General features: G+C 72.7%; 16 protein-coding genes. 4 read left to right on the top strand and 12 right to left on the bottom strand.

The window, feature by feature from the left end; genetic code table 11:
• Positions 1-121: 121 nt before the first annotated feature.
• The 7 genes from JOD48_RS19425 to JOD48_RS03940 all read right to left on the bottom strand — a co-directional run bounded on the left by JOD48_RS19425 (position 122) and on the right by JOD48_RS03940 (position 10,381).
• Positions 122-973, bottom strand: coding sequence for a phosphatase PAP2 family protein (locus tag JOD48_RS19425; protein WP_307823962.1), 852 nt, complete (start codon positions 971-973; stop codon positions 122-124).
• 337 nt (positions 974-1,310) lie between these two features.
• Positions 1,311-2,399, bottom strand: coding sequence for an ABC transporter ATP-binding protein (locus tag JOD48_RS03965; protein ID WP_204807538.1), 1,089 nt, complete (start codon positions 2,397-2,399; stop codon positions 1,311-1,313).
• The gene (locus JOD48_RS03960) at positions 2,396-3,607 is read right to left on the bottom strand and encodes an ABC transporter permease (protein ID WP_239527326.1); all 1,212 of its coding nucleotides are present in this window, start codon (positions 3,605-3,607) and stop codon (positions 2,396-2,398) included. Before JOD48_RS03960 ends, JOD48_RS03965 begins: the two co-directional genes overlap by 4 nt.
• 4 nt (positions 3,608-3,611) lie before the next feature.
• Positions 3,612-4,592, bottom strand: coding sequence for an ABC transporter permease (locus tag JOD48_RS03955; RefSeq protein ID WP_191791805.1), 981 nt, complete (start codon positions 4,590-4,592; stop codon positions 3,612-3,614).
• A complete protein-coding gene (locus JOD48_RS03950; RefSeq protein ID WP_191791806.1) occupies positions 4,589-5,668 on the bottom strand; it encodes an ABC transporter ATP-binding protein in 1,080 nt (359 codons plus the stop codon). The genes JOD48_RS03955 and JOD48_RS03950 overlap by 4 nt, the downstream gene beginning before the upstream one ends.
• 205 nt (positions 5,669-5,873) lie before the next feature.
• Positions 5,874-7,541, bottom strand: coding sequence for an ABC transporter substrate-binding protein (locus tag JOD48_RS03945; protein ID WP_204807535.1), 1,668 nt, complete (start codon positions 7,539-7,541; stop codon positions 5,874-5,876).
• Between the two features lie 146 nt (positions 7,542-7,687).
• Complete coding sequence (locus JOD48_RS03940) at positions 7,688-10,381, bottom strand: beta-d-glucosidase (RefSeq protein WP_307823961.1); 2,694 nt, start codon at positions 10,379-10,381, stop codon at positions 7,688-7,690.
• Positions 10,382-10,479: 98 nt separating this feature from the next.
• Here JOD48_RS03940 and JOD48_RS03935 point away from each other — a divergent pair, with 98 nt between their 5' ends.
• The 3 genes from JOD48_RS03935 to JOD48_RS03925 all read left to right on the top strand — a co-directional run bounded on the left by JOD48_RS03935 (position 10,480) and on the right by JOD48_RS03925 (position 13,741).
• Entirely contained in the window at positions 10,480-11,157 is a 678-nt protein-coding gene (locus tag JOD48_RS03935; RefSeq protein WP_204807533.1) for a TetR/AcrR family transcriptional regulator, read from the top strand.
• Between the two features lie 70 nt (positions 11,158-11,227).
• Positions 11,228-12,067 (top strand): response regulator transcription factor, encoded by an 840-nt coding sequence (locus JOD48_RS03930; RefSeq protein WP_275581433.1) that lies wholly within the window; start codon positions 11,228-11,230, stop codon positions 12,065-12,067.
• Between the two features lie 3 nt (positions 12,068-12,070).
• On the top strand, positions 12,071-13,741 hold the full coding sequence (locus JOD48_RS03925) for a sensor histidine kinase (protein WP_307823960.1): 1,671 nt from the start codon (positions 12,071-12,073) through the stop codon (positions 13,739-13,741).
• Positions 13,742-13,857: 116 nt separating this feature from the next.
• Here JOD48_RS03925 and JOD48_RS03920 read toward each other — a convergent pair whose 3' ends face one another.
• Genes JOD48_RS03920 through JOD48_RS03910 form a run of 3 tightly spaced genes read right to left on the bottom strand, consistent with a single transcriptional unit; the run spans position 13,858 to position 19,912 of the window.
• Positions 13,858-17,331 carry an ATP-binding protein gene (locus tag JOD48_RS03920; protein ID WP_204807531.1) on the bottom strand — a complete coding sequence of 1,158 codons (3,474 nt, stop codon included), beginning with the start codon at positions 17,329-17,331 and terminating at the stop codon, positions 13,858-13,860.
• The gene (locus JOD48_RS03915; protein ID WP_204807529.1) at positions 17,331-18,053 is read right to left on the bottom strand and encodes a DUF4194 domain-containing protein; all 723 of its coding nucleotides are present in this window, start codon (positions 18,051-18,053) and stop codon (positions 17,331-17,333) included. The genes JOD48_RS03920 and JOD48_RS03915 overlap by 1 nt, the downstream gene beginning before the upstream one ends.
• Positions 18,050-19,912 carry a DUF3375 domain-containing protein gene (locus JOD48_RS03910; RefSeq protein ID WP_307823959.1) on the bottom strand — a complete coding sequence of 621 codons (1,863 nt, stop codon included), beginning with the start codon at positions 19,910-19,912 and terminating at the stop codon, positions 18,050-18,052. Before JOD48_RS03910 ends, JOD48_RS03915 begins: the two co-directional genes overlap by 4 nt.
• Before the next feature lie 263 nt (positions 19,913-20,175).
• On the opposite strand from JOD48_RS03910, the gene JOD48_RS03905 reads away from it, so the two are divergent.
• The gene (locus JOD48_RS03905; RefSeq protein ID WP_204807527.1) at positions 20,176-20,901 is read left to right on the top strand and encodes a hypothetical protein; all 726 of its coding nucleotides are present in this window, start codon (positions 20,176-20,178) and stop codon (positions 20,899-20,901) included.
• 118 nt (positions 20,902-21,019) lie between these two features.
• Here the strand turns inward: JOD48_RS03905 and JOD48_RS03900 are convergent, their stop codons facing one another.
• Together JOD48_RS03900 and JOD48_RS03895 are read right to left on the bottom strand one after the other, a co-directional pair.
• Positions 21,020-21,526, bottom strand: coding sequence for a P-loop nucleotide/nucleoside kinase family protein (locus JOD48_RS03900; RefSeq protein ID WP_204807525.1), 507 nt, complete (start codon positions 21,524-21,526; stop codon positions 21,020-21,022).
• Between the two features lie 145 nt (positions 21,527-21,671).
• A complete protein-coding gene (locus JOD48_RS03895) occupies positions 21,672-22,349 on the bottom strand; it encodes a hypothetical protein (RefSeq protein WP_204807523.1) in 678 nt (225 codons plus the stop codon).
• Positions 22,350-22,463 lie beyond the last annotated feature (114 nt).

The following is a 22,463-nucleotide window of genomic DNA, read 5'->3' as shown; positions in this document are numbered from 1 at the left end:
TATGACGTTACGCCACTGGCGCCAGGCGGCACCTTATCCGTTGTGGACAGCCCTCGTGACCAGGGCTCGTGGTCGTCCGGGACGCCGGGCGCGAGACCGTGACCGGACCTGTGGGCGACCGTCACCTGCGCGGGGGACGGGACGTGGCCTGTCGGAGCAGGAGGAGCATCGCGAACGAGATCGCCGTCGCGGCGACCACCCCCGACGCGCCCCCCACGTAGGCCGTGGTCTCCGCCAGGTCCGTCATGCCCCAGCTCGCGGGGTAGACCTCGCGAAGGCACCAGGCCGCGACGAGCGCAGCCACGAGGCCGCCTGCGATGAGGAGCACCGACACGACGACCGACCCCGGGTAGGCGCCGCTCCGGCCGGCGGGGAGCTCGTCGAGGGCCGAGGTGGGTGTGAACGCCAGGACCAGCGCTCCCCAGGCGAGGACCACGAGCACGGCCGCGACCACGTCGCTCGGTCGGTGCCACTCCCCCACGAGCGTCGAGATGCCCGTGGCCGCCGTGTACGTGCCGCCCAGGAGCGCGACGACGGGGCGATAGCCGCGCGGCACCGCCATCAGCAGCGCGACCGACACCGAACCGGCGACGGTCGTGTGCCCGCTGGGGAGGCTGTTGCCGTTCCACCCGCCGATGAGGTCCGGGCGGTCGAGGACGACCTTCTTCGTGAGCTGCGTCGTGACGTTGGCTCCCACGACGAGGAACGCGACCTGGACCGCGAGTCCCCATCGACGCCGCAGGAGCGCGATGCCCATCGCGGTCCCCAGCCCGAGGACGACGAAGGACACCGAGACGACGTCGAGCACGGGGGACGCGAACGACCACAGCGTCCCCTGCCCGTAGTCGGCGCCACGGAACGCCGCCTGGTCCAGGAACTGCCCCTGCTCGGTCGCCACGAAGACGTTCCACACCTGCCACGTGAGGACGACGGCGGCGACCGCGGTGAGACCCGCCACGACGCGTCCCGGCACGTTCGTCGCGCCTCTGCCGGGTGCGTGCACGGGGCGTGCACCGACGGCCCGCGGGGGGGCCGGCGGACGTGCGGTCGGCTGCGTCGTCGAAGGAGGGGGGAAGCTCACCCGTCCACCGTAGGTCACCGCGTGTGGGGATCCGGCAAAGAGAACGGGCAGGTCAGGGCGTGGCGGCGGGTGGTCTTTCACACCCCCGCCGGGAGCGCCCTGCGACGAGCGCGAGCCGGCCGGCCCCCGACGCGGGGTGCCGACCGGCTCTGCTCGCGGGGACGACCGGGCGGCCCCGCGACCGAGGAGTCACCTGGGATCGTCGACCCCGGCGGACCAGGTGCGCCCCTCAGACGCGCAGCTCCGCGGGGACCTCGCCGTGCCCGTCGTGGAGCAGGCACGCGACCGACCGGCCCGGTTCGCCGACACCGGGCAGGCCCAGCGACGTGGGACCCAGCGTCGGGTGGACGTCGGCGCACGCGTCCATGACGTGCGCGCAGCGCGGCCGGAACGGGCACCCGCTCGGCAGGGCCTGGAGGTCGGGCGGCGAGCCCGGGATGCCGACGAGCGGCCGCTTGGGTCCGTGCAGGGGAGGGAACGAGTTGAGCAGCCCGTGCGTGTACGGGTGCCGAGGACGCCGGTACACGTCGCTCGCGGACGCCTGCTCGACGATCTCGCCCGCGTACATGATCGCGATGCGGTCGGCGACCTCGATGAGCAGCGACACGTCGTGCGTGATGAAGACGACCGAGAAGCCCAGGCGGTCGCGCAGCTCGATGATCTGCTCGACGATCTGACGCTGCATGACGACGTCGAGCGCCGTGGTGGGCTCGTCCATGATGAGCACCTTGGGCTCGAGCGCGAGCGCCATCGCGATCATGACGCGCTGGCGCATGCCGCCCGAGAGCTGGTGCGGGTACGCCGAGATGCGGTCCGTCGCGATCCCGACCATGGACAGCAGCTCGGCGGCCCGCTCGTTGCGGTCGAAGCGTGACATGCCGGGGCGGTGCGCCGCGATCGCGTCGGTGAGCTGCTTGCCGACCCGGTAGACCGGGTTGAGCGAGTTCATGGCGCCCTGGAACACGATCGCGGTGTCCTGCCAGCGCGAGCGGCGCAGCTCCTTGTCGCTCATGCGCAGGATGTCGACGGGCTCGCCGCCCGCGCTCCCCACGCCCCCGTGGAACAGGACCTCGCCGCCCGTGATGAGTCCGGGCGGGGGAAGGAGCCGGGTCGCGGCGTAGACGAGGGTCGACTTGCCGCAGCCCGACTCGCCCGCGATCCCCAGGACCTCGCCCTCGTGCAGCGTGAGGTTCACCCCGCGCAGCGCGCGAACGGGCTCGGGGCCGTAGCCGTAGGCGACGTGCAGGTCGCGGATCTCCAGCACGGGGCTGCCCGTCCCGGTGGGAGACCCGGCGGGGGGAAGGTCGGTGACGGTCATCGGGCGTTCTCCTTGCGTGCGGTCGTGCCGTCGGTGTCGCGGTCGTCGCGCGTGCTCCCCGGGGTGCCCGGCCCGCCCGGGGCGGGCGCGCCCGTCCCCCTGCCCGACGGCGCCGCACCGGTCGGGGTGGGCAGCGCACCCGGGCGCGTGGCGCCGTCGGGCCTGCTGGTGCTCGTGGCGCCCGCCCTGGACGCGACCGGCACCCCCTCGCGGACCACGGCCGTGAAGCCGATGCGCGGCGAGATGCGGCGCCTGCGCAGGGCGCGCGGGCTCGCGCCCGTCGAGCGCAGGCGCGGGTTGACGAACTCGTCGATCCCGAAGTTGATGAGGGTCAGGGCCATACCGAGCATCGCGATGCACAGGCCCGCCGGGACGAACCACCACCACGCGCCGCGAGAGAGGGCCTGCTGCTGCTCGGCCCAGAAGAGGATCGTGCCCCAGTTCCAGTCCGAGATCGACGTGACGCCGATGAACGCGAGCGTGGTCTGCATGAGGATCGCGAACGTCACCGTGCCCACGAAGCTCGACGCCATGATGGCCGTCAGGTTGGGCAGGGTCTCGAACCACACGATGCGCCACGTCGACTCGCCGTTGGCGCGTGCGGCCTCGACGAAGTCGCGACGGCGCAGCGACAGGGTCTGGGCGCGCAGGATGCGCGCACCCCACGCCCAGCTCGTCGCGGCCAGGATGAGCGCGACCGTGAGCCCGCCCGCGTCGGGGAGCTGGCCCGCGACGATGATGATGAGCGGCAGGGCGGGGATGACGAGGAAGATGTTGGACAGCGACGAGAGCAGCTCGTCGCTCACACCCCCCAGGAAGCCCGCGCTCACGCCCACCAGGATCGACAGGAGCGTCGCGCCGATGCCCGCGACGAAACCGACGATCATGACGCCGCGCGTGCCCACGAGGATCTGGGAGAACACGTCCTGGCCGACGTGCGTGGTCCCGAGCCAGTGCGCGGCGCTCGGGGGCTGCAGGACGTCGGGCGACATCGCGCTCGGGTCGTAGGGAGCGATCCACGGCCCGACGACCGCGAGGATCGCGAAGAACCCCAGGATCGCGAGCCCCGTGAAGGACTTGCCGTTGCGCAGGAACAGGAGCTTCTGCTTCTTGCGCGTCCCCTTGCGGCGCCGGGGCACCTCGGGGGCGAGCGGCTCGGAGCCGGTGTCGAGCTGGGCGTGGTCCATCTGGACGGGGATGCCGGTCATCTTCTCAGCCCTCCTGTCGGGTGCGCGGGTCGAGGACCACGTAGGCGAGGTCGGCGAGGATGTTCGCCACGAGGACGGACAGCGTGATCATGAGGAAGATGCCCTGCATGAGGGGGTAGTCGTGCGCGCCGATCGCCTGCAGGAGCGTGAAGCCCACGCCCTGGTAGGAGAAGACCTTCTCCATGACGAGCGTCCCCGACACGATGAATCCGAGGGACAGCGCGAAGCCCGAGACCTGCGGCAGGATCGCGTTGCGGGCCGCGTACCCGAACATCACGCGACGCTCCGAGAGGCCCTTGGCCTGTGCGACCGTGACGTAGTCCTCCGAGGTGACCGTGACCGTCATGTTCCGCATGCCGAGGATCCAGCCCGCGACCGAGGACAGCACGATCGTGATCGCGGGCAGCGTGCCGTGCTGGATCACGGAGCTGATGAACTCCCAGTTCCACCCGGGCACGAGCCCCGGCTGGTAGGCGCCCGACGACGGGAAGATCGACCACGTCACCGAGAAGAGCATGATCGCGACCAGGCCCAGCCAGAAGTACGGCACGGACGAGAAGAAGGTGGTGATCGGCAGGAGGCCGTCGGCCCACGACCCACGGCGCCAGCCGATGACGACGCCGAGGAACGAGCCGAGCAGGAAGCTGATGACCGTCGCGATGCCGACCAGGCCGATGGTCCACGGCAGGGCCTGCGCGATGACCTCGCTCACGGTGCTCGGGAAGAGCATGATCGACAGGCCCAGGTCCCCCGAGAACAGCATCTTCCAGTAGTCGACGTACTGCTCCCAGAGGGAGGCGCCGCTGTCGAGCCCGAACAGGACGTACAGCGACTCGCGGGCCTCGGAGCTGATGCGGCCCTGGTTCTTGTTGATGAAGGACGACACCGGGTCGCCGTCCATCATGCGCGGGATGAAGAAGTTGATCGTGATGGCCGCCCAGGCGGTGATCACGTAGAAGACGATGCGTCGCAGGAAGTACTTCATGCCGACACCCCCACTCGTGCGGCGCCGAGCACGGGGAGCAGGTCCCGCTCGGCAGGATCGACCTCGGACGCGTCCACGTAGCCCCAGCAGGCGACCTCGCGGCCGTCGCCCACGGGCACGAGGCCGGGAACCGTGCTCCGGCACAGGTCCGTCGCGAACGGGCAGCGCGGGCTGAACCGGCAGCCCTCGGGCGGGCGGACCATCGACGGAGGCTCCCCGTTCGCGCCCGTGCGGTCCTGCGCCGCGAGGTTCTCCGGGTCGGGGGCCGAGCGCACCAGGAGCTGGGTGTACGGGTGCGCGGGCTCCTGCGTCACGAGCTCGCTCTCGCCGTGCTCGACGATGCGGCCCGCGTACATGACGCGGGTCTCGTCGGCGAAGTACCGGGCCGAGGCGATGTCGTGCGTGATGTAGAGGATCGCGATGCCGAGGCGGTCGCGCAGGTCCTTGAGGAGGTTGAGGATGCCGATGCGGATCGACACGTCGAGCATCGAGATGGGCTCGTCGGCGAGGAGCACCTCGGGGTCGGCGGCCAGGGCGCGCGCGATCGCGACACGCTGGCGCTGCCCGCCCGAGAGCTCGTGCGGGTACTTGTCGACGTACCGCTCGGGCTGGAGCTGCACCCTGTTGAGCAACGCCTCGAGGGCGTCCTCGAGCGCCTGTCCGCGCAGCTTCGGCTGGTGGATCCGCAGCGAGCGCGTGAGCGAGTAGCGGATCGTGTGGACCGGGTTCAGGGAGCCGAACGGGTCCTGGAAGATCATCTGGACGCGCCGGCAGTACCGGCGGAAGGCCCGGCCGCGGTGCGCGGTCACGGGCTCGCCGTGCAGCAGGATCTCGCCCGACGTCTGCGTGTACAGGCGGGCGAGGAGCCGGGCGATGGTCGACTTGCCGGAGCCGGACTCCCCCACGAGCGCGACGACCTGGCCGCTGCGCAGCGAGACGTCGACGCCGTCGACCGCGTGCACGACGGCGTGGGACCGCAGCCCCTTGACGGGGAAGTGCTTGGTGAGCCCGCGGGCCTCGAGGACGGGCGCGGCGGGCGGGGGCGCGACCGGGGCGGTGTGCGTGTCGGAACTCATGGGTGAACCTGACTGCTGGGGGGGAACGGGGGGCGCCTGCATCAAGCACCGGCCACGTATGCGGCGTGGGGAGCGAAGGACGCGCTGCGCAGGCAGGAGTGGTGGGGAGGGGCGTGGCCGGGCCGTGGTCGGGCCTGGCGGGAGGCCGAGGAACGAGGCCGGATGGTAGGCCCGGCCACGCCCCTCCCCACCTCTCACGAGACGATCAGGAAGCCGGCTTCAGCTTCGTGAGGATCAGCGACGCGTTCGCCGTCGTCGGCTGCGGGTTCGCGTACGGGTCCTCGTCCGAGGGCCAGCCCACGAAGTTCTTGGTCGAGTACTGGGCCGCGGCCGGGCGTCCGAGGAGCGCGATGGTCGGGACCTCGTCGACGAAGACCTGCTGGACGGTCTCGAGCGCGGCGGTACGGGCTGCCTCGTCCGTGGCGTTGGCGTACGTGGCCAGGGCTGCGGTCGCCTCGTCGTTCTTGAAGCGGCCGAAGTTCCAGTTGGCGCGCTCGCCGAGCGGCATGTACTGGGCTCCGTCCATCTGGTTGGAGTAGGTGTCCCAGGGGGTCGCGCCGCCGTCGGTCCAGTGCATGGAGGCCTGGAAGTCGCCTTCGGCGATCGCGGTGAACCATGCGTCGGCGTTCTGGCCCTCGACGGTCGCGGCGATGCCGAGGGGCTTGACGGCGTCGGCGACCATCTGGAGCTCGGTCAGGTAGTCGGACCAGCCCGTGGGGTTGGTGAGCGTGAACGTCACGGCGTTGCCCTCGGGGTCCTTGAGGGTCGTGCCGTCGAGGGTGTAGCCGGCGTCGGCGAGGACCTTCTTGGCGCCGTCGACGTCGACCGTGTACTTCGTGCCCTGGAAGGGCGCGGTGATGAAGTCGGTGCCTGCGGGCTCGGGCATGCCGGTGACGTTGAGCAGGGGCGGGAAGACGCCCGAGGACGCGAGGTCGGAGATCTGCTGGCGGTCGAGGACCATCTGGACGGCCTTGCGGACGGCGACGTCGTCGAACGGCTCGGTCTCGGTGTTGAGGAAGAGCGAGTCGACGCCGAGACCCGTGGGGGCCCACTGGTTGTTCACGTCGGGGTTCGCGTCGATGTAGACCTTCTGGTAGTCGGGGATGAAGGTCCATCCCCACTGCGCCTCGCCCGACACGAGGGCGTTGGTGAGGGCGTTGTTGTCGTTGTAGGAGCTGTAGCGCAGCTCCTTGACGCCGAGCTCGCCGCCCCAGTAGTCGTCGCGCGCGGTGAGCGTCGCGGCCTGCGCGGTCCACGACTTGAGGGTGTACGGGCCGGTGCCGACGGGCTCCTCGTTGGTCCAGGTCGTGGGGTCGTCGACGTCCTTCCAGATGTGCTCGGGGACGATGAAGAGCTGGAGGATCTGGGCTTGCTTGACGAACTGGCCCGAGGTGAAGGAGACCGTGACCTTGTTGCCGTCGACCGCGATGTCGCCGAAGGGCAGGGCGAACGTGTTGAGGCCCTCGTTGTCCTTGCGGATCTGGAACGAGTAGGCGATGTCGTCGGCGGTGAAGTCCTCGCCGTCGGACCACTTGACGCCGTCGCGGGCCGTGAGCGTGAGCTGCGTGTAGTCGGCGTTCCACTCCCACTCGCTCGCGAGCCACGGCGTGGGGTCCTCGGAGGGCCGCACGGTGTTGACCTGGGCGAGGGGCTCGTAGATCGCGAACGCGTAGCCGAGCGACATCGCCGAGGACGTGTTCGCGAAGGGGTTCGAGTTGTCGGTCTGCGGGCCGTTGGGCATGCCGATCGTGAGCACGTCCGAGCTGCCTGCCGACGAGGTGCCCCCGTCGCCGCTGCCGCCGCTGCACGCGGTGGCGACGAGGGCGAGGGACGTGAGCCCGATGATCGCCGTGCTGATCCTGCGCTTGTTCATGAGTGCCTCCTTGCACTGAAAATCTGAACGAACCGTACGTGCGGTCCGCGATGAACCGGTCGTCTTGCTGGTGGGACGGGTGGGGCTGGCCGTGCTGGCGGTGCGGGTCGTGCGTTCGGGGGGCTGGTCGACCAGCTCCCCCGGGGTCAGGCGGGCAGGGTCGCCCTGAGCCGGAGGTCGCGGATCGACCGCCCTGCTCGCAGGACGTGCCCGCCGGCGGCGGTGACCCACCGCTGCGAGGGGACGTCCCAGATCTGGAGGGCGCGCGCGGGGATGCGCACGCGCGCCGTGGTGGTCTCGCCCGGGGCTGCGTCGACGACGGCGAAGCCGCCGAGCCAGCGCACGGGGCGGTCGGGGGCTTCGGTCGCGTCGTGGTCCGAGGCTGCGTCGGGTTCGACGTAGACCTGGACGACCTCGCGGCTCGCGCGGGTGCCCGCGTTGCGGACCGTCACGTCGAGCAGGACGTCCGAGCGACCGTCCGCCACGACGACCGTCGTGCTCAGGTACTCCCACTCGGACCAGCCCAGGCCGTGGCCGAACGGGGCCGCGGGGGTGGCGCCCGTGCGCTCCCACGCGCGGTAGCCGACGTCGAGCCCCTCGGTGTACTCGACGACGCCCTCGTGCGGGATCGCGTGCGGGACGGGGACGTCCTCGACGCGGGCGGGCAGCGTCCACGGGAGACGCCCCGAGGGCTCGGTCGTCCCGAGCAGCGCGTCGGCGAGCCCGGTCCCGGCCTCCTGCCCGCCGAGCCAGGCCCACAGGACGCTCGGGGCGTCGTCGAGCCACGGCAGCAGGACGGGCGCGCCCGCGTTGACGACGACCACGGTCCTCGGGTTGGCGGCGAGGACGGCCTCGACCAGCCGGTCCTGATTGCCGGGCAGGTCGAGATCGGGGCGGTCGTAGCCCTCGGACTCGACCTCCTCGGTCGTGCCGATCACGACGATCGCGACGTCGGCCTCGCTCGCCGCGGCCACGGCGTCGTCGAGCAGCTTCTCGGCGCTCGCTCCGGGCAGCCGGTGGACCAGCTCGCCGCGCACGAACGACGCGTACCCGACGGCGTGGACGACCTGGAGGGTCGCGTCGAGGCGGGCGGTGCGAGGCTCGGCGACCTCGACCGTCACGGTGCGCGCGACGGGGTGGTTGTGGCCCGAGCTCAGCACGACGTCCTCGTCGACCACGACGTCGCCGGTCGAGACGACCTGGCCCTCGACCGTGACGACGTGGACGCCGACCGTGCCGATGCCGAGCTCGTGCGTGCCCGGCTCGTCGAGGTCGACATCGGCGCGGACCCGCACGGCCACGGCGTCGGCGCGGACGTCTTGGAGCCAGCCGTCCCACGACGGTGCCGTGCGGGAGTCGAGGACCTCGCCGTGGGTGCCGAGCAGCTCGACCCGCAGGCCCGGCGCGCCCGTGAGCGGGTCGCTGCACCTGCCGGAGACGTCGAGCGCGGGCGGGTTGGAGCGCGAGCGTGCACCGTCGTGGACGAGGAGACGCGTCCCGGCGGGCAGGCCTGCGCGGATCTCCTCCTCGGGGGTCGAGACGCGGTCCGGGACGACGAACGACGAACCGCCGCCCTGCAGGAAGGGGGCGGTCGCGGCCGGGCCGAGGAGAGCCACGGTCAGGGGGCGCCCGGGGGTCGCGAGGGCGGCAGGGTCGAGCGGGACGAGCCGGACCGGCCCCTCCCCGGCGCGCGGTGCGACCGGCGAGTTCTTGAGCACGACGATCGAGCGGGCGACGAGCTCACGGAGGAAGGCGGCCGACGCCTCCTGGCCCGTGAGCCCGTCGCGGGCCGACGGCGCGGAGGAGGGTGCGCCGTCGGGCTGGAGGCCGGACTCCGTGCCGGAGCCGGTGCCGGGAACGGCGGGGCCGCCGAGGTCGAGCGCGCCGACGCGGTGCGCCAGGCGCAGGAGGCGCAGCACCTTGTCGTCGAGCTCGCTCTCGGCGACCTCGCCCGAGCGGACGGCGTCGAGCAGGCCGTCGCCCCAGGGGCCGTCGGGGCCGGGCATCTGGAGGTCGAGCCCGCCCTCGACCGCGCCCCGGATCGACTTGGTCGCGACCCAGTCGCTCACGACGACGCCGTCGAAGCCCCACTCGTCCTTGAGGATCCCGGTGAGGAGCGGGCGGTGCTCGAGGACGGGCGCGGCGGTCTCGCCGTCGTCGACGCCCGAGTAGGCACCCATGACGCTCCAGGCCTGGGCCTCGTGCACGACGCGCTCGAACGGCGGGAGGTAGACCTCGCGCAGCGTGCGCTCGTCGAGGCGGGCGAGGTAGCGCGTGCGCTCGGTCTCGGAGTCGTTCGCGACGTAGTGCTTGACGCTCATGCCGACGCCGTTCTCCTGCGAGGCGCGCACGAGGCGGACCGCGATCTCGGCGGTCAGGTGCGGGTCCTCGGAGTAGCACTCGAAGTGGCGGCCGCCGACGGGCGTGCGCTGGAGGTTGATCTGCGGGGCGAGGACGACGTGGACGCCGTGGCGGCGGGCCTCGGACGCGAAGAGCGCGCCGGCGCGGGTCGCGAGGTCGAGGTCCCAGGTCGCGGCGAGCGCGCTGGGGGCGGGGAGCATCGCGGAGGTCTGCGCTCCCGCCGCGGCGCCGTCGGTCTCGCCGCCCGTGCCGCGCACGCCCACGGGGCCGTCCGACATCGCGACGGCCCGCAGGCCGATGCGCTCGATCGGGGTGGTGGTCCACATGCCCGCGCCGACGACGAGGGAGACCTTCTCCTCGACCGTGAGGTCTGCGGCGAGGCGCGCGAGGCGTTCTTCGGTCCCGTCGACGTCGACCGCGCCCTCAGGGCTGACGTCGGGGGTGACGTCGGTCGTGACGTCGTGGGTCTTCAGTGACACCAGGTGCTCCGTTCGGACGGCGTTGTCTGCTGGCCGATATACAACCACACTTACTTACAGGTCAGTAAGTCAACGAAGATCACAGTATGGTTGCGGTCATGACAGAGGCCATACCGGCGCGCACGCGCCGACCGCGCAAGGGCACCGCCGCCCGGCGCGAGGAGATCCTGCGCGCAGCCATGCGCGTCTTCGGGTCCAAGGGGTACCACCAGGGCTCGCTCGCCGAGGTCGCCGAGCAGGTCGGGATCACCCACGCCGGGGTGCTCCACCACTTCGGCTCCAAGAACCAGCTCCTCATCGAGGTGCTCGAGTTCCGGGACGTCGTCGACGTCGAGCACCTCGAGGGCAAGCACATCCCCGGCGGCCTCGACCTGTTCCGCCACCTCGTCACGACCGCACGGATGAACGCCGAGCGCCCCGGCATCGTGCAGGCCTACACCGTCCTGACCGGCGAGTCCGTGACCGACCAGCACCCCGCGCGCGACTGGGCCGCGCGCCGTTTCGCAGGCCTGCGCGGAGACATCAGGAGCGCCCTGACCACCGTGATCGCCGAACGCCGCGAGGCCGGCCTCCTGACCCCCGAGGACGACGTCGCGCTCGACCCCGTCGCCCTCGACCGCGCGGCCAGCACCATCATCGCCGTCATGGACGGCCTCCAGACCCAGTGGCTGCTCGACCCCGACGCGGTCGACCTCGCCGGCGCCACGGCCTTCGCGATCGAGGCGATCCTCGCCTCGACGCTCGCCGCCTCGCACCGGGAGCGGCCGCTCGACTGACGAGCGCCCTCACAGTCAATTCATAGGAACACCACAGGCACGACCGAGACACCGCGCGCACCATGGACGCATGACCACGACCCCCGCGCCCACGGAACCCCTCGTCTCCCCGCGCGCCCCCGAACGCCTGACCCGGGCCGACGGCTCCCCGGTGCGCGTCCTCGTGGTCGACGACGAGCCCAACCTCGCCGAGCTCCTCACCTCGGCCCTGCGCTACGAGGGGTGGGACGTCTCGACCGCCCTCGACGGGCAGTCCGCGATCCGCACGGCCCGCGACGTCGGCCCCGACGTGATCGTGCTCGACGTCATGCTGCCCGACCTCGACGGCCTCACCGTGCTGCGCCGCATCCGCGCGGTCTCCCCCGACGTCCCCGTCCTGTTCCTCACGGCCCGCGACACCGTCGAGGACCGTGTCGCCGGGCTCACCGCAGGCGGCGACGACTACGTGACCAAGCCGTTCAGCCTCGAGGAGGTCGTGGCCCGGTTGCGCGGTCTCATGCGGCGTGGCGGTGCGACGGCCGCCCGCGAGGACTCGACCGTCGTGGTCGGCGACCTGGTCCTCGACGAGGACTCGCACGAGGTGTTCCGCGGGGGCGACCCCATCCACCTGTCGGCGACCGAGTTCGAGCTCCTGCGCTACCTCATGCGCAACGCCCGGCGCGTCATGTCCAAGCCGCAGATCCTCGACCGCGTGTGGAACTACGACTTCCGCGGGCAGGCCAACATCGTCGAGCTCTACATCTCCTACCTGCGTCGCAAGATCGACAAGGGCCGCGAGCCCATGATCCACACCCTGCGCGGGGTCGGCTACGTCATCAAGCCCGCCGAGGGAGCCACGGGCTCCCCGGGAGCGGCGACGGGCGGAGCCCGCCCGGCAGGCACCGTGCCCGACGGCGCCGCGAAGGCCTGACGCGTGACCTCGCCCCGGGCGTCGCTCACCGCCCGACCGCACACCCTGCGCCGACAGCTCGTCACGGTCCTCGTCGGGATCCTGCTCGTGCTCAGCGTCGCGCTCGCGGTGAGCTCGACGCTCGCACTGCGTCAGAGCCTGGTCGACCGCCTCGACGACGAGCTCGTGCAGGCGAGCCAGCGCGCCGAGCGCGGACCCTTCGACCGGCCGGGCGACGGTGCGCCCCCCGCCCAGGACCCCGGTGACGGGACCTCCCCGGGCGAGGCGCCGTCGTCGGGCACGGGGAACGGCGACCCCCTGCCGCCCGGGCAGGGCGCCGGGACCATCAACGTCGTGTACGCGGACGGCGAGGTGCAGTTCGCGGGGTACGTCGACGACCTGGGCGACCGGCGCGAGCTCGACGCCGCCCAGATCGCCGACCTCGAGTCCGTGCCCGCGGACGGGAGGCCGCACGACGTCGAGGTGACCGACCTCGGGACGTTCCGCGCGATCTCGACCACGACCGAGCACGGGGAGCCGTCCATCACGGCCATGAGCACCGCCTCGGTCAGCCAGACGGTCGAGGGCTACCTCCTGGTCGAGGTGATCCTGGCGGGCGTCGGGATCGCGATCGCGTCGGTGCTCGGCACGTGGCTCGTGCGCCGCTCGCTGCGCCCGCTCGACTCGCTCGCCGACGCCGCCGTGCACGTGTCCGAGCTGCCGCTCGACCGCGGCGAGGTCGGCGAGATCCCGCGCGTCGACGAGCAGTTCACGGACGAGCGCACCGAGGTCGGCCAGGTGGGGGCCGCGCTCAACCGCATGCTCGACCACGTCGAGGCGTCGCTCACCGCGCGCCACGAGTCCGAGACGCAGGTCCGCCAGTTCGTCGCCGACGCGAGCCACGAGCTGCGCACGCCCCTCGCGTCGATCCGCGGGTACTCGGAGCTCGTGCGCCGCTCCCCCGACGACGTGCCGCCGGACACCCTGCGCGCGCTCGACCGCATCGAGTCCGAGGCGCTGCGCATGGGCGACCTCGTCGAGGACCTGCTGCTGCTCGCCCGGCTCGACGCCGGCAGGCCGCTCGACCGGGAGCCCGTGGACCTCGCGGCGCTCGCGATCGACGCGGTCGCGGACGCGCACGCGGCCAGCCGCGACCACGTGTGGGAGCTGGACCTCCCCGTGGCCGAGGGTGACGGCCCGGTGCTCGACGGTGACGAGGCTGCCGCCGAGGGCGACGTGCTGTGGGCCGACGGCGACGACACGTTCGACCTCCCCGACGTCACGGTCGTGGGCGACGAGGCGCGCCTGCGCCAGGTCTTCGCGAACCTGCTGGGCAACGCCCGCGTCCACACCCCGCCGGGCACGCGCGTGGTCGTGGGCGTCCGGCCCGACGGCGACGACCACGTCGTCCTGTCCGTGACCGACGACGGCCCCGGCATCCCGGACTCGCTGCGCCCGTCCCTGTTCCAACGGTTCAGCCGAGGCGACTCGGCGCGCAACCGGGTCGGGGGCTCGACCGGGCTGGGCCTCGCGATCGCGCAGGCCGTCGTGCAGGCGCACGGCGGCGAGATCACGGTGCGCGACGCGGCGGCGACGGCCCTCGCCCGGCCGAGCCCTACGGGCACGGGAGCCGACGACGCGGGCCGGGCTCCGTCGTCGGGCACGACGTTCGAGGTGCGGCTGCCGCGCGGCTGACGCCTGTCGGCGAACATGCGGTTGACGTCCGCCGAGCATGCGGTTGACGTCCGATCCGGGCCGAATTCCGACGCCAACCACATGCTCGGCACCGAAGAGGTACCTGGAGACACCGGTCAGAGGGCCGCGTGGGCCTCCTTCTCCTGCTGGTACTCCTCGATCGTCAGCGTCCGCAAGCGCGAGTTGCGGCCCGTCGGGTTGTCGACGTAGCCCACGGCCGAGATGTACGGCTCGATCACGTGGATCTTCTGCAGCGGCGTCACGATGAGGAGCTGGAGGCCCAGGCTCTTGAAGAGCTCGAGCGCGAACCGCGTCGACTCGTCCGACCCGCGGCCGAACGCCTCGTCGATCACGACGAACCGGAACGCCTTGGACCGCACCGCGCCCCAGTCGAGCTTGAACTGGTACGCGAGCGAGGCCGCGAGGATCGTGTAGGCGAGCTTCTCCTTCTGACCGCCGGACTTGCCGCCCGAGTCGGAGTAGTGCTCGTGCTCGACGTCGTCCTCGCGCGAGCGCTCCGACGCGGACAGCACGAACCAGCTCCGCACGTCGGTCACGCGACGCTTCCACGCCTCGTCCGCCTCGGCCTGCCCCTCGCGGCCCCGGAAGCGCTCGACGATCGCCTTGACCCGCAGGAACCGCTCCTCCGAGTAGTACGCGACGGTCTCCTCGCCCGTGTCCTCGTCGCGACGCCCCTCGAGGTCGAGCCCCAGGGCGCCGTCGGTGCACGCCCGCAGGTCCGCCCGGAACTCGCGCACCTCGGTGTTGGGCGTGGGCGCCATCTCGAGGCGGATGTACCGGCCGGGGTTGTAGTCGATCGCGCGCAGCGAGTCGTTGATGATCTCGACGCGCTCGCGGATGAGGTCTGCCTGCTTGGACAGCTCGGCGTGGAAGCCCGCGATGTCGCGGATCGTGTTGGTGTTGAGGTACGTCTTGAAGTCGACCTCGAAGCGCGGCAGGTCGTCGCGCGTGAGCCGCTCGTGCAGCGCCCGGTACTCGGGGGCGGAGCGCACGTCGTTGTCGAGCTCGGTCGTCTCGACCGGGTACGCGGCGCGGAACGCCGTCATCTGCGCGGCGATGCGTGTCCCGAGCTGGCCCTGGCGAGCCTGCGCCTCCTCGACCCGGCTCGTGAGCCGGGTGCGCAGCGCGCTCTCGACCGCGTCGGGCTCGACGTCGCCCGGCGCGCCACCCTGAGCGGTGGCCTGGGCGTCGGCCTCGGCGTCGAACATCCGGGCGAGCTCGTCGACGAGCTCCGCGTCGAGCGGTCCCTGCTCGGTCAGGACGCGTGCCGACCGGTCGCGCTGCGCGCGGGCGCTGTCGAGCGCGTGCTTGTCGGCACCGGCCGCGGAGAGCAGCGCGTCGCGCTCGGACGCGATGCCCGCGGCCCGGCGTGCGAGGTCGCGGAGCTGGTCGGCGATGCGGCTGAGCTCGGTCGACGCGCCCTCGATGCGGCGCTTCTCCTCGTGGAGCTCGGCGATCGCGCGCACGGGCTCCTCCCAGTCGAGCTCGCGCCACTCGCGGAACACGTCGAGCCGGTTGAGCGCGCCCGAGCGTGAGATCGCCGCGTTCTTCTCGCGCCCGACCTCGTCGCGGCGCTCCTCGAGGGCCGTGCGCCGCGTCGCGACGTCGGTGGCCTCCTCGAGCAGCGCGTCGATCTTGGCCTGGTTGCTCCAGCCGAGGACGTAGCCGCTGCGGTCGCGGACGGCACGACGGTCGTCCTTCTCGTGGTGGCTCGCCGAGTGCTTGACCTGGCCCTCGCGCGTCACGGCGCGCGGCACACGCTGGAAGTCGGCGAGCGTGTCGGCGCACACGTAGTCCGCGCGGCGTTCGAGCTCGTCGCTCAGCCAGGTCGCGAGGTCGCCGTCCTTGACCTCGAGCAGGTCCGCGAGGAGCGGCCCGTCGTCCCGGCTCGCAGGTGTCCCGACGGCGCCGCGTCCCTTCCCCGAGCGGCCGCCGGCGGGCGCGGGCACCCGGTGGTAGACGAGCTTTGACCGCAGGTCGTGCGCGTTGATCCATGCCGAGACGGCGTCGTAGTGCTGGGCGGGCACGAGGAGCGAGAGCGCGAAGCCGCGCAGCACACGCTCGGCGGCCCCCTCCCACTCGGCGTGCTCGGCACGCACGCCGACGAGCTCCCCTGCGAAGGGCAGGTCGGCGTCCGTGAGCCCGACGTCGGAGCACAGGCGGGCACGCAGGTCCAGGCTCGCGCGGGGCAGGTTGGACTCGCGGTCGGCCAGGGACCTCAGCTCGGCGTTGATCTCGCGGGCCTCGGCCTCGACCGCGCGCAGCTCGGCCGCGACCTCCCCGGCCCGTCCCTCGATCTCGCCGAGGGCGTCCTGCGCGTCCGACTGGAGGTCGGCAGCGCGCTCGCGCAGGGCCGTGAACTCGTCGCGTGACGCCACGGTCTCCAGGCCCGCCGCGGCGAGGTAGCGCGCGTACTCGTCGGCCTTGGCGCGGCGCTCGGCGCGTTCGACCTCGCGGCGGGCGACCTCGCCCTCGATCTGCGCGAGGCGGTCTCCGCCGTGCCCGGCGCGCTCGACCTCGAGGCGCTGGCGCTCGGCGTCGAGCAGCGCGAGCTCCTCCTTGAGCCGGTCGAGCCCGTCGGCGCGGGCCGCGATCGACGCCTCGAGCTCGCCGATGCGCGCGTCGAGTGCCTCGACCCGGCGGCCTGCGGTGAAGCCCCGCAGGGCCTCGCGCTGCGCGGACAGGGTCCGCACCTGCTCCCCCGCGGCGTCGTACGCGTCGGCGTCGGCGAGCAGGGGGGCGAGCTGGTCGATCTGCGCACGGGCCTTGACGACGGCGTCGTGCGCGCTCGTGAGGTCGTCGAAGTGCGCGACGAGCTTCTCGGTCCAGCGGGCCGCGTCGAACGGCTCGAGCATGTGCTCGCGCACGAACTCGTTGAGGTCGCCGACCGACTTCATCGACACCGTCTGGTGGAACAGCTCCATGGCCTGCTCGGACTCGATGCCGAGCAGGCGGCGGAAGTCGCGCCCGTACTCCGGGAAGTGGTCGCGGATCTGCGCGCCGGACTCGCGCAGGCGGCGGCGCAGGACGTTGATGTCCCCGTCGAAGCCCGCGAAGTCGTCGGCGATCGTCATGGGCGAGGTGCTCGTGACGTAGAAGCGCTCGGGCTGGCCCTGCGCGCCGTCCTTGAGCCAGAACACCTGGGCCAGCACGGCGCGCGAGTCGAAGCCGCGGTTGGCGAACTCGCCCAGGATGACCGAGTAGGTGTGGCCGCGGCGCAGGCCCACGTGCCGGGAGGCGCCGGTGACCTCGTTGCGCTCGGACTTGTAGTGCCCCGCGACGTAGGAGCGCAGCGTGCGCTCGCGCGTGTCGGCGCCCGCGGCCTTGTTGTAGCTGATGCGGTTCGCGGGGAGCAGCAGCGTCGTGATGGCGTCGACGATGGTCGACTTGCCCGAGCCGATGTCCCCCGTGAGCAGCGCGTTGCGCCCTTCGAGCTCGAAGCTCCACGCGTACTTGTCGAACGTGCCCCAGTTGAGGACCTCGAGGCGTTCGAGGCGGTAGCCCGACCGCTGGTCCAGGTCCGCCGCCGCGTCGTGCAGCTCGACCGCGCTGAACAGTGCCTCGGCCATCAGGCCTCCTCGTGGGTGGTGCCGGTGCCGGGCTCGGTGCCGAGCATGCGCATGGTCGGCGCACCCACGGGTGCTCCGCCGTCGGGCAGGAGCGCTCCCCCGTCGCGCGACGCGAGCTCAGCCGCGTACTCCGCGAGGCGCGCGTCGAAGTCGGCGAGCCACTGTCCGTCGACGAACGCCTTGAGGATGCGCCGCACCTCGTACGTGTCCGGGGTGTCGGGCACCGGTCGCAGGAAGCCGAGCTCGACCACGCGGCGCACGTTGGCCTCGACACGGTCGCGCGCGCGGGCCTCGTTGCTGGACCCGGGCAGGAAGACCTTGACGAGGTCCACGATCTCGTCGCGCGTCAGGACCAGGCGCGTGTCACCGCCCTCGGAGTCGAACTGCGCGAGGCGCTTGCGCAGCAGCGCGAGCAGCAGGCTCACGTCGAACGACAGCTCGCGGCGCGCGACGAGGCGCGGGATGAAGGTGCCGTCGTGCTCGTCCTCGGGCTGCGCGCGCAGGTACGCGTACCCCTCGGACTCGTCGATCACGATCTCCAGGCCCAGCGTCGCGACGAAGTCCCGCGCCTGCGCCTCGAGCGCGAGCAGGTCGCGCCACGTGCGCGTGCCGGCCTCGCGGTAGACGACGCCCTTCACGAGCGAGGTCACGACGAGCGAGAGCTCGGGGCTGGGCCCACCGGTCTGCCCGGGACGTTCGGTCCGGACGGGCTGCTGGCTCACGGGGTTCCCTCCTGGGGAGACGGCTGGTCGGACGGCGGGCTGGGCGGGGCGGACTGCTGGTCGGGTGCGGCGGGCGGCGCCTGCGCGAGCGAGCGGGCGACCGCGCCCGCGAGGTCCTTGGCCCCCGTCCGGGCGAACGTGACGCGCGGGACGCGGGCGACGCGCACGCGCGGCCCGGCGGGTCGCACCGGGAACCCGTCCTCGTCCACGGCCGGGACGGCCTCGGCGGCCGTTGCCTCGGTGGTCTCGCCCTCGCCGACGGGCGCCCCGCCGAGGCCGCCCGGCACCGGGTCGTCGGCGACGTCGACGACCCACCGCACCTCGTCGATGTGCGCAGGGTCGTGCACGACGGCGAAGCGCGGGTCGTCGAGCGACAGGTACGTCACGAGCTCCGCGAGCCCCTGCTCGAGCGGGTTCTCCTCGACGAGCTGCGCGAGCGAGACCTGGCCCCGACGGCGCAGCGCGTCACGGACGGTGCGGCTCAGACGCTCGGGGTCGACGTGGACCTGGGTGAACAGGGCCGATGCGTCGAAGTCGGCGACGCCCGCGGTCACGCCCTCGCTCGCGAGCGGCTCCTGGTGCTGGGGCCGATAGAGGGGGCGTTCGGTCGGCAGGTGCACGTCGACCGAGGTCGCGTCCATGGTCGTCGCGAGCGGCCCGGTCTCGTCCGCACCGAGCCGCAGGCGGTCCGGTGTGTCGCGCAGCGCGAGGGCGCGCGACTCGATGCTGCGCAGCACGTCGATGACGCGCCGGTTCTCGAGCCACACCTGGTCGTCGAGGAAGCGGCGGAGCTGCTCGGACAGGACGCGCACGGTCGACTGCGTGCGCTCGCCCGCGTCGAGCCAGTCGTAGTGGATGCGGCGCAGGCGGCGTCCGGCCGCACGACCCGTGACGCCGGGAGAGGCCTCGCCGTCGTCCCCGACCTGCTCCTCGAGCGCGGGCAGCGCCTGGACCTTCTCGACGAGCTCGGCGAACTCCTCCTGCCGCTGGCGGTCCAGGAGGAAGTCGTAGAACGCGTGGAAGCTGCGCCCCTGGTCCGAGTCCGCGATCGCGGACCTGCTCCCGACGACGGCGTCCAGCAGGTCGCCCTTGGCGCCGTCCCAGCCCGTGATGCGCTCGCGCATCTCGCGATCGAGGGTCCGGAAGTTCGCCTCGACCTCGCGGAAGTCCGCGAGCAGGTCCGCGGCCGTGCCCGTGAGCTGCTGGTACCGGTCGCGCTGGGCCGCGGCGTCGAGCAGCGAGAGCTGGCCCGCGCGCACGCGCTCGATCTCCTCGTCGATCCGTGCCCGCCGCGCCTCGAGCTCGCGCAGGCGCGCGTCGGCGTCGGACTCGGTGCCGACCGTGAGCTGGCGCAACAGCTCGAAGACCGTGTTGAGGCGCGACTCCGTACCCACGAAGCTCCGCTCGCGCAGCGCGGAGACCCACGAGACGGCCTTCTCGACGGCCGGGGTCGCGTCGTAGTGCGCCTCCTCCGAACCCGTCGGGTAGAACTTGCGCAGCCAGCCCTGCTCGGGTGCGGACCAGTGGTCGAGGTACGCCTTGGGCGAGCGCGGGTACCGGCGCGCCCCAGCCGCGGCCTGCCCTTCGGCGTCCGCCCCCTCCTGCCCGACGACGTCGCTCCCCGTCGCGGGCTCGTCACCCTCGGTCACGGGCCGGGGCTGCACGCGGGCAGGGACGGGCCCGTCGATCGCGTACAGCGCGTCGTCCAGGAGGGAGACCAGCTCGGCCTCACCGATCGAGCGGACGTTCTGCTCGACGAAGACCGTGCCGAGGAAGCTCAGTGCGAGCGGCGCGTTGTCCGAGCGCAGGAGGCGCCAGGCGGGGGTGCGCCGCAGGGCGTCGATGTCGTCGTGCTGCACTCAGGCCCTCTCGCGCGTGTCCGGTGTCGGTGTCGACCGGGGGCTGGGTCGTGCGCCGGTCGGGGCGGTCGCCGCAGGGGATCGCACGATCAGCCGCACCGAGCATCCTAGGCGCCGGGTCCCACGATCCAGGGATCGGCACGGTCACCCGACGCCCCTGCTGCCGCCGACCGGGTCCCTCCGTCGAACGATGTACGCGCGGCGAGCGAAGATCGGCGAGGTGGGCGACGCCGTCGGGCCGGCACCCGACCAGCATGGACACCATGTCGAGCCTCCTGGAGAACCCGCTGGTCCTGCTGATCCTCGCGTGCGAGGTCGGCTTCTGGGTCGTGCTCGGCGCGGGACTGATCTCACGGTACGTGCTGCACCGTCGGCGGCTCAGCACGGTCCTGCTGCTCAGCGTGCCCCTCATCGACCTGCTGCTCGTGACCGTGTCGATCGCGGACGTCGCGAGCGGGTCGCCGCCCGAGGCCGTGCACGGGCTCGCGGCCGTCTACCTGGGGTTCACGGTCGCGTTCGGGCACTCGATCGTCTCGTGGGCCGACGTCCGCGCCGCGCACTGGTTCGGTGACGGGCCCGCGCCCGTCAAGCCCCCCAAGGACGGCCTGGCGGGGCTCGTGCACGAGATGCGCGAGCTCGGCAAGGCGCTGATCGCCGCCGTGATCGCGCTCGGAGTCATCAGCACCCTGTCGGTCGTCGCGGACGACGGCCTGCTCCCGCCCGCGCAGTGGCCCGACGACCCGCTGTGGGCCTGGGCGCTGCGGGTCTCGATCGTGCTCGGGGCGTGGGTCGTGTTCGGTCCCGTGTGGGTGCTGCTCGGGCTCGGGAGCGAGGCGAAGGACGCGGGTGCCGGGCGGGGCGAGGTGCCGGCCTCGGTGGACGTTGCCGAGCCGGCGGCCGCGGACCGCGCAGGTTCGGCTGCGGACCGCGCCGTGGGCTTGACGATCCCGGCGGACCGGATGGGTGGCTACCGGTCGGACGGGGCATAAGGACGGAGAGGCTGGCCGAGCATGCGGTTGGCGCCTGCCGACCATGCGGTTGGCGTCCCGTCCCGGCCGGATTCCGACGCCAACCGCATGGTCGGCAGCGAGGCTGGGCGGGCGGGGCTCAGCCGTCCAGCCAGTCCTTGGCCGCCGCGAGAAGCTCCGCGTCGTCGAGCGAGGCGTCGAGCCGCAGGCGCGGGTCGGTCCAGCCCGCGAGCGCCCTGGCCCGCTCGGCGAGCGAGTCCCACCCGGGCTCCGGGAGCGACGGGTACCGCGTGCCCCGGGTCACGAGGCGCTCGCGGTGCAGCTCCTCGTCCGCGAGGTAGACCTCGACGAACCAGAGCCGGGTGGCCGCCCGCGCCGCGAGGTCGACCCACTGCTGCCGGGCCGCGGGGTGGTCGTTGACCGCGTCGACGATCACGGCGTGGCCCAGGAGCAGGTTCTCCTCGGCAGCAGCCTCGACGGCGAGGTACGCGCCCAGGCCCGTGACGTCATCGTGCACCGCACCCGCGCGCAGGAAAGCGTCCTCGACGGGGTCGACGCTGAGCATCACCGCCCTCAGGTCGCGCGCGAGGAGGCGCGCGAGTCGACTCTTGCCGGTTCCGGGCAGTCCCGCCATGGCGATCAGCACGATCGTGAGACTAGGCCCTCGCCGACCGCGAGGCTCGCTGGACGTGCCGTCGGCGTCCGTCCAAGGTGCTGAGAACGGGGTTGAGGTCGCCACCGGACCGGTAGCGACCTCAACCTCGTTTTCGACCTGGGGCGCTACGTACGCGTCAGCGCTCCGCCGCGACGTAGGTCAGCCCGGCCGGTCCCACGACGAGATGCGCCCGGTCCCGTGGAGCGGCGGGAGCGAGCCGGTCCGGCTCGACCAGGCCGTCGTCGTCGCCCGCGACCTCGAACCCGATCACGGCGCGCCCGAACGGGACGGTCCGGTGCACCGAGCGACAGACTCCGGCCAACCATTCGTCGAGGGGGCGGCGCCACGTGAGGGACTCGGCCCCCGAGCGGTCATCGAACGGGAACCCGTCGACCTCGACACCCCCGGCGTCGAGCCCCGCGAGGGGAAGGTAGAGGACCAACCAGTCCGGTCCCCCGACGTCGAGGCTCGGGCCAGGCGCCGCACCACGGGCGTCGCCGTCCTCGCGCTCTCCCCGAAGGAGCAGGATCCCGCACGACGACTCTCCACCTCCCGGAAGGCGCGCCACGCCGCGCAGGTGCACCCCTCGGACGAGTGCCCCACCGGCTGCCCGGACCCCCGCCCGGTCCTCCGAGGCCACGCGGGCCTCGACCGTGCCGTCGACGACCGTGAGACGTGAGAGGCCGACGGCGGCGACGAGGGCGGCGACCAGGTCGACGAGGTGATCGTCGTCGGGGTGCTCCACCACCAGGGCGAGCTCGTAGAAGCCCCCCGCCCAGTGCCGGGAGCTCATCGGGTCGTCGCGTCGAGTCATGGGACGACGATGCAGGGTGCGAGCCCCTGTGTCCACGGACTTCGCCGACCGGTCATGCCGTCGGCGTCCGTCCAAGGTGCCGAGAACGGGGTCGAGGTCGCCAACGGACCGGTA

It is taken from the genome of Oerskovia paurometabola, assembly GCF_016907365.1.
Lineage (GTDB): Bacteria > Actinomycetota > Actinomycetes > Actinomycetales > Cellulomonadaceae > Oerskovia > Oerskovia paurometabola.
Note: the sequence above shows the minus strand (reverse complement) of the source record. Positions and strands in the feature narration are given on the sequence as shown.